Below are 12,633 nucleotides of genomic sequence, written 5' to 3' on the forward strand. Positions count from 1 at the left end.
CCTCCCCGGGCAGCTGCGAGGATGCCGGGATGAGTGATGACGGTGTCGCTTCCTGTGCCGGGTCCCATGCCGGGTCCCATGCCGGGTCCTATGTCCGGTTCCAGTCGCCCGTACAGCATCCGCGCGGGCACTTTCCTGGAGTGTTCGTTCTCGTCAACGGGCTTGCGCGGGAAGGGAAGCTGACTCCCGAGCAGGAGCGGTTCCGGCGGGCCAACAACGATTGGTACGACGCCGCCTATCCGACCCCGTCGAAGGTCGATCCCACCGTCTACGACCCCGACATCACTCCCGGCGCCGTTGCCTGGTTCAAGGCCACGGCCACTCAGCTGATCGAGCGCGTGCCGGGGTATCTGGAGATTCTGGACGCGCACGGCATCGAGTGCCGGATGATGCGCTCCTCGGATCCCGGGCGGGTTGTCTATGAGGATGAGTTTCAGGTTGTGGTCGTGCCGTACGCGGACTGACCGCTCGTAAGCCGCACTACGTAAGCCGCACTACGTAAGCCGCACTACGTAAGCCGCACTACGTAAGCCGTACTACGTAAGCCGTACTGCGGAGTTATGAGGATCCTGTCAGGCCGCCGTCCGTATTCCGTTTGGCTTGCCCCGTCCCGCTTATGCTCGACGCCATGTGCGCTTTTGTCCTGGTCGCGGAGGATGACGAGAAACAGGCCGAGCTGGTCCGCCGCTATCTGGAGCGCGAGGGCCACACGGTCAGCGTCGTCCACGACGGACGTGCCGCGCTCGACGAGGTCCGGCGCCGGCCGCCTGACCTGCTCGTACTCGATGTGATGATGCCGCGGGTCGACGGCCTCGGCGTCACGCGCGTCCTGCGGGGCGGGGCAGGGTCCTTCAGGACCGAGGAACAGCAGGCCGGGATTCCGATTCTGATGCTGACCGCCCGTACGACCGAGGACGATCTGCTGCTCGGGCTCGACCTCGGCGCCGACGACTACCTGACGAAGCCGTACAGCCCGCGCGAGCTGATGGCCCGCGTCCGTACGTTGCTGCGGCGCGCCAAGGGCACGCACCATCCGGTCGTCGAGGGCGCCGAAGCCGCCCCGCGTGTGCTGCGGGTCGGCGGGCTCGTCGTCGATCCCGTGCGGCACGAGGTGACGGTCGACGGGCGGCTCGTCGACTGCACGCCGGGGGAGTTCGAGCTGCTCGCGGCGCTGGCCGCGGAGCCGGAGAGGGCGTTCACCCGGCCCCAGCTGCTGGATCGTATTCACGGGTCGTCCGGCTACATATCCGAGCGCACCGTCGACGTACACATCCTCAATCTGCGCAAGAAGATCGAGGAGGATCCGCGCAGGCCGCGCCATCTGGTGACGGTCTTCGGCGTCGGATACAAGCTCACGGGTGCGGCCTACGGCGCGGCCCTCCGGGCGGCGCACGGGGCGAGTCATGGCGCACCCCTCGGGGCGGCGGCCCGGCATGGCGCGTGACATACCGTTCCGCAAGAGCCTGCTGACCCGCCTGCTCGCCGTCTCCGTACTCGTCTCCGTCGTCTCGATCGCCGCCACCGCCTGGCTCGCCGCGCAGACCACCTCCGGTGCGATCCGGCAGGAGCAGGGGCAGGTCATCGCCGACGACGCCCGTGTCTACGACGAGTTGCTCGGTCTCGCGGCGGGCGCGCCCGGATGGCAGGGAGCCCAGCAGACCGTGCGGGAGCTCGCCCGGAAGACCGGGCGGCGCATCGCCCTGACCACGCAGAACCGTGTCGTCATCGCCGACTCGCGAGGGAAAGGCGGCAAGGGGGCCGCCGGTGCCGAGCTGCCGGCCAAGGCATCGGCCGTAGTCGATCCACTCGCCGTCGACGGGGCGCTGACCACCGGGGCGCTGACCACCGGTGCGGGGAACACAGACGCGGGGAACGCAGACGCGGCGGCCGGGGGAAAGGACCGCATCGATCCGCGCGCGGTCGGCCCCTTCCGGCTGCCGGTGCCGGAGCGGAAAAGGCTGGCGGAGGCGGCCGCGAACGTCGTGGGCTGTATGCACGACCTCGGGGTCACCGCCCGGTCCGTGCAAGGGCCCAGCGGGCGTCCACGTGTCGAGGCCCCCAACGATCCGTCCCAGTTCCTCGACTCGGTCTGCCGCGACGACCGCCTCGACATGCCCACCCGTACCGAGAGCAAGGCGCTCGTGCGGCTCAACGAGCTCACCAACGCGTGCCTGCGGCGCGGGGACGCCCCGCCCGTCAAGCTCGGTCTCGATCTGACGTGGTGGCAGCAGGCGGGAGTCTTCGACCGCCGTTCCGGGCGCTACATCCCCACCGAGTCGGACGCCCCCAAGGAGTCGGGCGGCCAGGGCAGCCCCGCCGAGCCGAGCGCCGCCCCCGGGGAGCGGCGTACGCCCACCAGCACCCCCGCGGCATCGCAGCCCCCCATCGAGCCGTCGGGCGGTGTCAGTCGCGTCGGAGGCGAGTTCGACGCCAAGACCGCCGCCTGCGTGGCCAGCGCACGGCGCGAGCAGCTCGGTCTGTACGTCTCCGCGCCCGCGCTCCTCTTCGTCACCAGCTCCGACGGTTCGCGCACCGCGGCGGCCCGCGCGGTCGCGTCCTCGGGGTTCAGCCTCTCCGGAGCCAACACCCTCCGGCTCGCGGGGCTCTCGGCGGGCATCCTCGCGGCGACGGTCGCCGTCACCGCCTTCGCCGCGACCCGGCTGATCAAGCCGCTGCGGGCGCTGACCGCCGCGACCCAGCGGATGAAGACGGGCGAGGCGAGCGAACCCGTCACGGCACGCTCGGCGGGATCGGCGGGGGAGATCCGCCGGCTCGCCGAAGCCTTCAACGACATGGCCGCCCACCGCAAGGCCCTCGAGAACCAGCGCCAGGCCATGGTGAGCGACGTCGCGCACGAGCTGCGTACGCCGCTCTCCAACATCCGCGGCTGGCTCGAAGCAGCCGAGGACGGCGTCGTCGCCACCGACCCCGAGCTGGTCTCCTCGCTCCTCGAAGAGGCGCTGCTGCTCCAGCACATCGTCAACGACCTCCAGGATCTGGCCGCCGCCGACGCCGGTACGCTCCGGCTGCACCGCGAGCCCGTGCACGCCGCCGACGTCGTGGACCAGGTCGCGGCAGCCCACCAGGCGGGGGCCGAGGCGGCGGGCGTACGGCTGAGCGCGACGACGCTCGGCGACCCCTGCTTCACTGCCGACCCGCTGCGGCTCCGCCAGGCGATCGGCAACCTGGTCTCCAACGCGATCCGGCACACGCCAGACGGCGGCAGCGTCACGATCAACTGCCGCGCCACGCCAGACATGGTGGAGGTGGAGGTCGCCGACACCGGCACCGGAATCGACCCCGAGGATCTGCCGCACGTCTTCGACCGCTTCTGGCGCGCGGACAAGTCGCGCACGCGGGCGACGGGAGGCAGCGGCCTCGGTCTCGCGATCGTACGAAAGCTGGTGGAGGGGCACGGCGGGACGGTGACCGCGCGGAGTACGCCGGGGGAGGGGGCGGTGTTCACGGTGCGGGTGCCGTCGGGGTGAGGGACGCTGCCGAGAGGTGTTACCGAGAGGTGATACCAAGAAGTGTTACCGAGGGGTACTGCCGCCTACGTGAGTGAATGGTGGGCGATCAGTGAGCAACTGGTGCCGGAATCCACGGCGTCCGCGCGCGTTGGTGAGGTCGCGGCACGGCCGTGGGGCGGTGCCTGCCGCGTTGGTACGGTGCTTCGCGCGCGGTCGATCCGATTCTGCGAGCCCCTCAACCTCTCCACCCCGTAAGGAAGTTGAGGGCGCATCGCAGAAACTGAGCGAGCCCGGCAGCAACGGTGACACTCCCCCGAGTTACGCGTTACACGCGAGTACCGGCGCGGCCGGGCCCGATGTATTGATCCCATCAGAGGCCGCCAACCGATCGCTAACATGTGGCCAACGGTTGGCGGGAGATGGCGTGGGCGTGCGGTGCGACGGGTTGCGGTTCGGACTCCTTGGAGCGCCCGCCGTGTACGACGCCGATGGCGAGCCACAGCCCGTCCAGAGCGCCAAGGGGCGCGCGCTGCTCGCCGCGCTGCTGCTCGAACCGGGCAGGGTGGTCTCCGTCGACGCCCTCAAGGACGCACTGTGGGGCGGGGCGCCGCCCGCGTCCGCGCACGCCTCGTTGCAGAACCATGTGACGCGCCTTCGCCGACTCCTCGACGATCCTGACCGGCTGCGGGCGGTGCCTCCGGGGTACCGCCTTCGGGTGGCCGAAGGCGAGCTTGACGTACGGGTCTTCGAGCAGCTGGTCGGGCAGGCGCGGGCGGCGCACGCGGGACGCGACTGGGACGGCTGTGCGGACTCGGCGTCCGCCGCGCTCGCCCTGTGGCGCGGTACCCCGCTGGGCGGGGTACCCGCGGACGCGGCGGGCCACGCGCTCGTGCCGCGCCTCGAGGAGGCGCGGCTCCTCGCCCTCGAACTGCGGTACGACGCGGAGCTGGCCACCGGGAACGGTGCAGGGGGGATGGTTCCGGAGCTCACGGAGCTGGTCGCCGAGTATCCCTTGCGGGAAGCCTTCCACCGCCAGCTGATGCTGGTGCTGCACCGCACGGGCCGCCAGGCGGAGGCCCTCGCGGTACACCGGGAACTGCGACGCAGGCTGGTGGAGGAGCTCGGGGTCGAGCCGGGGTCCGCGGTGCGGGAGGCGCATCGGGAGGTGTTGCGGGAGCCTGCGGGGGTGGGGGCTGTGGGGGTGGGGGCTGCGGGGGTGGCGGGGTCTTTGACGGGTTCCGGGCCGGGATCCGGGCTGGGATCTGGGGCGGGTTCCGGGCTGGGATCTGGGGCGGGTGCTGCCTCGGGGGGTGTGTCGGGTTTCAGGGGCTCCGGGGGGCCCGGGGCGGGTGCCGCCTCGGGGGCTGTGTCGGGCTACGGCGGCTCCGAAGGCTCCGAGGTGGGCTCGATGGCGGGGGACGCCGCGCCGGGTACTGCCTCGAGTGCCGGGGGTGCCGGGGGTGCCGGGGGTGCCGGGGGTGCCGGGGGTGCCGGGGGTGCCGGGGGTTCCGGCGGTTCCGGCGGTTCCGGGCCGGGCATCGCTTCGGGTTTCGTGCCGGGCTCCGGGACCGGTTCCGTGTCGGATTCCCCAGTGGCTTCCCCATCGGCTTCCGGGCCGGGTTCCGCCGCAGGCCCCATGCCGGGCTCTGCCTCAGCCCTTTCGCCGGGCTCCGGGGCGGCAGCGGCAACCGAAGCTGCGGGTGCCGCCCCGGCTTCCGTGTCCAACACCCCCGCACCCACCCCCACTCTCGCCCGCACCCGCACCCTCCCCGCCCAACTACCCCCGCCCCCACCCCACTTCACCGGCCGGGACGAAACAGTGCGCGCCCTGTCGCAGCTCCTCGCGGGACAGAGCACCGGCGGCCATGAGCAAGCGCACAAGCACAAGCGCAAGCACACGCCCGCACTCGTACCCGCACCCGCACACGCGCCCGGCGCCACCTCCCCCCTGGCCCTCCTCTCCGGCATGGCCGGTGTCGGCAAGAGTGCGCTCGCCCTGCATGTGGCGCACAGGCTGCGGGAGCATTTCCCGGACGGGCAGCTCTACGTCAATCTGCGCGGCGCCACCCCCGGGATGACCCCCCTCACCACCGACCAGGCCCTGGCCGCGCTGCTCCGTGACCTCGGGGTCGAGCCGAGCCACAGCCCTGAACACCCGGACGCCGCGGCCGCGTTGCTCCGCTCACTGCTCGCGCCCACCCGTACCCTGCTGGTCCTCGACGACGCGGCGACCGCCGCGCAGGTGCGGCCGCTGCTGCCCGCGGGGCCCGGCTGCGCGGTCATCGTCACCAGCCGCTCGCCGCTCACCGCGCTCGACGGGGCGGGACGTTTCCCGCTGGATCCGCTCTCCTGCGGGGACAGTGTCGCCCTGCTGCGCGCCGTCTCCGGACGCGTGGGGCTCGACGCCGGGCACCCCCTGGTCGAACTCGCGGGCCGGCTGCCGCTGGCCCTGCGCATCATCGCGGCCCGCCTCGCCGCCCGCCGCGCGCTCACCCCGGACGCCCTCGCCGAGCTCCTCACCGTCAGCGGCGGGCGGCTGCGTCACCTGGAGCACGACGACTTGAGCGTGCGGCGCTCGCTGGCCGTGGCTCTGGACGCGCTGCGTACGTCGGACCGCGAGTCCGACCGGGACGCGGCAGCCGCCCTCGCCGTGATCGGCGCCCTGGACCTTCCGGCGTACGGAGTCCCGCTCCTCGCCCGCCTGTTGGGGGTGGAGGAGTGGCGCGCGGGAGCGGCACTCGACCGTCTCGTCGATGTCGCGCTGCTCGACGAGACGGCGTACGGCCGCTATGCCCCGCACGATCTCGTACGCGACTTCGCGAGGGAGGCGGCCCACCAGGAGGGGAGGGCGGCGGCGGACGTCGTGGAGTCGGCGCTGCACTGGTACGCGGAGTCGGCGCGGCAGAGCCTGCTGGCGATCATGCCGGAGGGCCTGGACCGCGACGACCGGCTGTGGGAGGTCGAGGAAAGGCTGCGGGCAGCCGGCCCGGCCCCCGATCCGGCCTCGGCCCCTGATCCGGCCTCGGCCCCCGGGCAGGCCCCGGCCCCCGGCCAGACCGTGCCGACGATGTCCGCCGATGACGCCTTCGCCTGGGGCGACACAGAGCTCGCCAACGTCATCGCCCTCGCCGACCGCCACGGCCGGGAATCCGTGCTCCTGCCCGTCCTCGTTCGCTGCTTCTTCTCGTACCTCAAGCGCCGCGGCCGACTCGCCGAGGCGGACCTCCTGAACCGCCTCGCGGTGACCGCGGCCCGCCGCTGGAGCGACACCGACGCCGAGGCGCAGGCCCTCACCGACCTCGCGGGGCTCAACTATGTGGCGGGGCGCAGCGGCACGGCGCTCTCCCTGATCGACGAGGCCATCGACCTGTGGCGCGAGCTCGACCGCATGTCGTGCGTCTACCGCGCGGTCCTCAACCGCAGCCTCCTCCTCGAAACCTTGGGCCGCTACGACGAGTCGGTCGAGGCGCTGCGGCAGAGCCTGGAGCTGGCCAAGGCCCTGGAGGATCCCCTGAGCGAGGCATTCGCCCTCAGCCACCTCGGCAACATCTACGAGCACAGCGACGTGCGCACCGCGATCGACTATCACGAGCGGAGCCTGGCGATCGGCGAGACCCTCGCGCACGACGGTGTCCGCCAGGAGGCCCACTGCGACATCGGCCGCGCCTACCTCATCCTCGACGAACCAGCCGTCGCGCTCACGCACTTCGAGGAGAGTCTGCGCATCCACGGCATGGCCGAGGACTGGCACAACGAGTCCAAGGTGCGCCTCGGCATGGTCCGGGCCCTGCGCGAGGTGTCCCGCACGCGGGACGCGGCGCGCGAGTGCGCCGGGCTCCTGGAGCGCGCGGAGCAGCGGGCCGACGGCCACATGGCGGGTCTGGCACGCCATCAGCACGGGCTGCTGCTGTACGCGGAGGGGCGCACCGAAGAGGCGTACGCGCAATGGAGATCGGCCCTCGCGGCGCTCGACGGCACGGACAGCAGCGAGGTCGCGGGCGAACTCAAGGACTTGCTCGCGGGCTGAACCGGCCCTCGCCTCATCAACCCCCCGGAACCCGCCCTGTCGGCCCGCTACTTCGCGTCCGCGTAGCACTCCACCACGGCGGCGGTGAACGGGAAACGCACCGGCGTCTCGCCGAACGCGATGCGTCCCGCGAGGTCTCCGGCCTCGCGGATCGCCGCCGTGACCGTCTCCGCCTCCTCCTGGGGGCAGTGCACGATGACCTCGTCGTGCTGGAAGAAGACCAGCTCGGCGCGGAGCCCGGCGGCGGCGATGGACTGGCGCAGCGCGGCCAGCATCAGCAGGGCCCAGTCGGCCGCGCTGCCCTGGACGACGAAGTTACGGGTGAAGCGGCCCCGGGCGCGGGTGTTGCTGGACGCGTACCCAGGAGTGAACTCGCCATCCTGAGAAGGGAGTTCGGCAGCCGGATCGTCCTGTGGGATGCCCGCCTCGTCGGAGTCCCCCGCGCCGGCCGCGGGCGGGCTCGTCCGTCCCAGCCAGGTCCGGACGAGCCTGCCCTCCTCGCCCTCCTTCGCCGCGTCGTCGACGTACGCGACGGCGGCGGGGAATCTGCGCCGCAGTGCCGCCAGGTTCTTCAGGCCGTCGCCCGAGGTCTGGCCGTAGACAGCGCCCAGGAGTGCGATCTTGGCGTGTTCGCGGTCGCCGGAGAACGCGCGGTCGGAGAGGCGCGTATAGAGGTCTTCGTGGCTCCCGGCCACCTCCATCAGGCCCCGGTCGCGCGAGATCGCGGCGAGGACCCGCGGCTCCATCTGATCGGCGTCGGCCACGACGAGCCGCCAGCCGGGGTCGGCGACGACCGCGCGCCGGATGATCTTGGGGATCTGCAGGGCGCCGCCCCCATTGGTGGTCCACCGGCCGCTGACGGTGCCGCCCGGTGTGTACTCGGGCCGGAAGCGGCCGTCGCGCACCCAGTCCTGGAGCCAGCTCCAGCCGTGCGCCGTCCAGATCCGGTACAGCTTCTTGTACTGGATGAGGGGCTTCACGGCGGGATGGTCGATCTCCTCGATCTCCCATCTCCGGGTGGACTTGACCCTGATCCCGGCCTGCGCGAAGGCCTTGATGACATCGCTCGGCAGGTCGGGGCGGACGCGGCGGCCGAAGGCGGCGGAGATCTCGTCGGCGAGCTCGGCGAGGCGGCGGGGTTCCGCCGCTCCCGCGTTCCTTCCACCGCCCGCGTACCGCTCGCCGAGCAGTTCGGTGAGCAGGGCGTGGTGGACATCGGCGCGCCAGGGGAGGCCCGACACGTTCATCTCGGCGGCCACCAGCATTCCGGCCGACTCGGCGGCAGTGAGCAGCCGCATCCTGCCGGGGTGCTCGGCGGCCCCGTGTCTTCGCTGCTGCGCCGCATACACCTCCAGGAGGGCGTCGAAGGGGAGGGATGTCGTGGGGGAGGGCTCGAAGAGGGAGTCCTGGGCGCCGGGAGCCGCGGCTCTGGGGGGCGGGTCGTTCGGTACGGGGGCGTTGTGCAGCCGTGCCCAGGCGGCGGCGGCCGAGCGGGGCTCACCGAGGCGGCCCTCGTGGCCGAGGAGGAGCAGCTCGGCGTCCTCGATGTCATAGCAGCGGTCCACGCGGACACCGGCGGCGAGCAGCGTGGGGTAGATCTCGGCGGTGGAGCGCCACACCCAGCGGCTCACGTCGGGCCTGGAGCGCACGGCCTCGGCCAGGTCCCGCTCGTGCAGCACGGGCCCCGCGGGCAGGCCGTGGTCCCCGAGGGGGGCGAGCGTTGCGCCGCCGGCCTCGGTGGCGGCGACGGCCCACCTTTCGGTCATGCTGCCGAGTCTGTCAGCCACCACTGACAATCCGACTGTTCCGCCGGGCGATCCGGCGGTGCATGTCCTCAAGTCCGCCGGGCGATCCGGCGGTGCACGTCCTCAAGCAGGTTCCGCATCGCCATGCGGAAGATCTCGGCCTGATGATCACCGAGGAAGGAGGTGTGCCCGAACACCTCCAGGACGACGAGGCCGTGCAGATGCCCCCACGCGCTCATCAGGAGAGCGGTCGCGGGCGGCGGCAGCTGTCCCTGCCCGAAGTGCGGCAGCTGTTCCAGGTACGCCCGGAGCGGCGGCGAGAGCTCGGGGGCATCGGCGGCGGCGAGTTGGTCCGTGGTGAACCCGGCGAAGATCTCCCGCTCGAAGATCGCGCTCATCCGGCGTGACGCCTGAGTGGTCGGGCCCTCGTCGGGTGCCGCGTAGTCGCGCAGCGGTGTTCCGTAGAGGAGCTGGAAGAGCTCGGGACGGTCGATGGCCCAGCGGCGGTAGCCCTCGGCCGCGACCACGAGGCCCGGCACGGACGAGTCGTCCGCCGCGCTGTCGACGGCGGCCTGCACGGCATCGGTCAAGTCGTCGTACGCCTTGGTGACGAGCGCGGTGACGAGGGCGTCCCGGCTCGGAAAGTAGTGGTAGAGCGCCTGCACGGTCATGCCGAGACTGCGGGCGACCGCCCGCAGGGACAGGGCGGCGGGTCCGTGTTCGGTGATGTGGAGCTCGGCGGCGTCCACGATCTCTTGCGTCGCGGCGGCGCGGCGCCGCTGGCGCAGGGAGGGCGGGGAGGGCGTGGACGGCGTGGAGGGCGGGACGGCCATTGCGTACTCCTCTACTTTGCCAGGACCCAAGCATGGTGTGCGGAAAATCTAACACTGCCAAATTCTCTTTCTCCTCGCTAACGTCGTTCGCGGCCGGTCAACTCCGGCCGCTTCGCGCCGCTTTCACCGTATGGACACCAAAATGCTCACCGGAATGGACACCGAAGGAGAACCTGCGTGTTTGAACGCATAGCCGAACTGGCGATCCGCCGGTCCCGGCTGATACTCATCGTCGCCGCCGTGGCCGTGGCCCTCATGGGTGTCCTGGGCGCCGGAGCGTTCGGCAAGCTGTTGGGAGGCGGCTACGACGACCCGGCCTCCCAGTCCACGCGGGCCGGGAACGTCATCGACGAGAAGTTCGGCGGGGAAACGAACCTGGTCCTGCTTGTCCGCGCCTCCGAAGGACAGGCCCCCGAAGGACAGGCCCCCGAAGGACAGGCCCCCGAAGGGCAGGCCTCCGAAGGGCACGCCTCCGGGGTCGACGCCCCGGCCGCCCAGCGCAGCGGCCACGCCCTGGTGGCCGACCTCAAGAAGGACCGGCGCCTCGAGAACCTGATCTCGTACTGGGACACGGCAAGCCCCGACCTCCGCTCCAAGGACGGCCGCGAGGCCATGGTGCTGGCCCATGTGAAGGGCGACGACACAGACCGGGACAAGAACGCCGAGAGCATCATCGACGCCTACACCGGCCCCTACGAGGGCGCACTCACCATCAAGGCGGGCGGCGGCGCCGCCGTGACCAGCGAGATGGGCACGCAGTCGGGCGAAGACCTGCTCCTGGCCGAAGGCATCGCGGTACCGCTCACTCTGCTCCTGCTCCTGCTCGTCTTCGGCAGCCTGGTCGCGGCCCTGCTGCCGCTGGCGATCGGCCTCATCGCCATCGCGGGCACGTTCGCGGAGCTGTACGTCCTGGGCAGCGTCACAGATGTCTCCGTCTTCGCGATCAACCTGACCACGGCCCTGGGCCTCGGCCTCGGCATCGACTACGCCCTGCTCATGGTCAGCCGCTTCCGGGAGCAGCTCGCGGCAGGGGCGAGCGTGGACGACGCGGTCCGGCGGACGGTGAGCACAGCGGGCCGTACGGTCGCGTTCTCCGCGGCGACGGTGGCTGCCGCGCTCGCGGCGCTCCTGGTGTTCCCGCAGTACTTCCTGCGCTCGTTCGGCTACGCCGGGATCGGCGTCGTCGTCATCGCGGCCGTCAGCACCCTGTTCGTCATGCCGGCCCTGTTCGTCGTCCTGGGGACGCGGATCAACAGCGGACGCCTGCCGTGGGCGAAGCGCGGGCGCACCGCCTCCCGGACACCTCTATGGGGGCGTCTCGCCGCCACCGTCATGCGGCGGCCGGCGCTCACCGCGCTGCCCGTGCTGGCGATCCTGCTGCTCGCGGCGAGCCCGCTGCTCGGCATCACCTTCGGCACACCGGACGAACGCGTGCTTCCGGAGGATGCCAAGAGCCGCCAGGTCTCTTCGGTACTGCGGGAGAAGTTCAACGGCAACGACGACGCGGCCCTCCATGTAGTCATCGACGAAGCCATCAGTAAGGCGCCACTGAAGTCGTACGCGGATGAACTCTCCGGGCTCAAGGGCGTCGTCCGAGTCGAGACAAGCGAGGGAACGTACGCCCAAGGGCGGTCCACGCCGGCCGACCCCGGCGACAAGAAGACCCTCGGCCGCCCCGACGCGCAGCGGATCAACGTGGTGAGCACCGTGACGCCGAAGTCGGACGAGGCGCAGAGTCTGGTCGAGGAGGTGAGGGCGGTCGCCGGGCCCCCCGGGTCGAACCCCCTGGTGGGCGGGGTCGACGCCGTACTGGTCGACTCCAAGGACTCCATCGGCGACAGGCTCCCGATCGCCGTGGCCCTGGTCGCCGTCACCACCTTCATCCTGCTGTTCCTGTTCACCGGCAGCGTCGTGCAGCCACTGCGTGCACTGATCCTGAACATGATCAGCCTGGGGGCGACCCTCGGCGTCATGACCTGGATCTTCCAGGACGGCAACCTCTCCTCTCTGCTCGGCTTCACCGCGCAGCCGATGGAGGTGTCCATGACGGTGCTGATGTTCTGCATCGCCTTCGGGCTCTCGATGGACTACGAGGTGTTCGTCACGAGCCGTATCAAGGAACTCCACGACCAGGGCGAGGACAACGAGTCCGCCGTCACCCATGGCCTCGGCCACACGGGACGCATCGTCACCGCGGCGGCCTGCCTGCTTGCGGTGAGCTTCTTCGCCTTCGGGACGGCCCAGCTCAGCTTCATGCAGCTGTTCGGCCTGGGCAGCGGCCTCGCCATCCTCATCGACGCGGTCGCCGTACGCGGCATCCTCGTACCCGCGGCGATGCGTCTGCTCGGTCGCTCGGCCTGGTACGCACCGGGCCCCCTGCGAAAGCTGCACGGGCGGTTCGGCCTCAGCGAAGGGGGCCCCGCGGCCGGGCAGGAGGGCGCCACGGAGCCGCCGTACGCGAGGGACTCGACGCGGGTCTGAGGAGGGGGGCCTGGGCGAGGGACTACCGTCGGCGCTAGCCCCTCGCCCCCCTCTTCCTCCCCCTGAGAGACATTCCT

General features: G+C 71.6%; 7 protein-coding genes. 5 read left to right on the plus strand and 2 right to left on the minus strand.

The features are described from left to right. Positions 1-29: 29 nt before the first annotated feature. The 4 genes from ACGFSB_RS10570 (at position 30) to ACGFSB_RS10585 (ending at position 7,497) form a co-directional block, all read left to right on the plus strand. Positions 30-464: a hypothetical protein gene (locus ACGFSB_RS10570; protein ID WP_393396818.1), complete on the plus strand. Its 435-nt coding sequence runs from the start codon at positions 30-32 to the stop codon at positions 462-464. A 164-nt stretch (positions 465-628) separates the two neighbouring features. Next, a complete protein-coding gene (locus ACGFSB_RS10575; RefSeq protein WP_393396820.1) occupies positions 629-1,444 on the plus strand; it encodes a response regulator transcription factor in 816 nt (271 codons plus the stop codon). Continuing rightward, complete coding sequence (locus ACGFSB_RS10580) at positions 1,404-3,488, plus strand: ATP-binding protein (RefSeq protein ID WP_393396822.1); 2,085 nt, start codon at positions 1,404-1,406, stop codon at positions 3,486-3,488. Before ACGFSB_RS10575 ends, ACGFSB_RS10580 begins: the two co-directional genes overlap by 41 nt. Positions 3,489-3,945: 457 nt before the next feature. Continuing rightward, positions 3,946-7,497 carry a BTAD domain-containing putative transcriptional regulator gene (locus ACGFSB_RS10585; RefSeq protein WP_393396823.1) on the plus strand — a complete coding sequence of 1,184 codons (3,552 nt, stop codon included), beginning with the start codon at positions 3,946-3,948 and terminating at the stop codon, positions 7,495-7,497. A gap of 47 nt (positions 7,498-7,544) precedes the next feature. Here the strand turns inward: ACGFSB_RS10585 and ACGFSB_RS10590 are convergent, their stop codons facing one another. Together ACGFSB_RS10590 and ACGFSB_RS10595 are read right to left on the minus strand one after the other, a co-directional pair. Further along, the gene (locus ACGFSB_RS10590; protein WP_393396825.1) at positions 7,545-9,263 is read right to left on the minus strand and encodes a bifunctional 3'-5' exonuclease/DNA polymerase; all 1,719 of its coding nucleotides are present in this window, start codon (positions 9,261-9,263) and stop codon (positions 7,545-7,547) included. 68 nt (positions 9,264-9,331) lie between these two features. Beyond that, positions 9,332-10,075, minus strand: a complete 744-nt coding sequence (locus ACGFSB_RS10595; protein ID WP_393396827.1) for a TetR/AcrR family transcriptional regulator — start codon at positions 10,073-10,075, stop codon at positions 9,332-9,334. A gap of 177 nt (positions 10,076-10,252) precedes the next feature. Between ACGFSB_RS10595 and ACGFSB_RS10600 the strand changes: the two genes are divergently transcribed. After that, positions 10,253-12,556 (plus strand): MMPL family transporter, encoded by a 2,304-nt coding sequence (locus tag ACGFSB_RS10600; RefSeq protein WP_393396828.1) that lies wholly within the window; start codon positions 10,253-10,255, stop codon positions 12,554-12,556. Positions 12,557-12,633: the final 77 nt, after the last annotated feature.

The sequence above is a fragment of the Streptomyces sp. NPDC048441 genome, assembly GCF_043200235.1.
GTDB lineage: Bacteria > Actinomycetota > Actinomycetes > Streptomycetales > Streptomycetaceae > Streptomyces.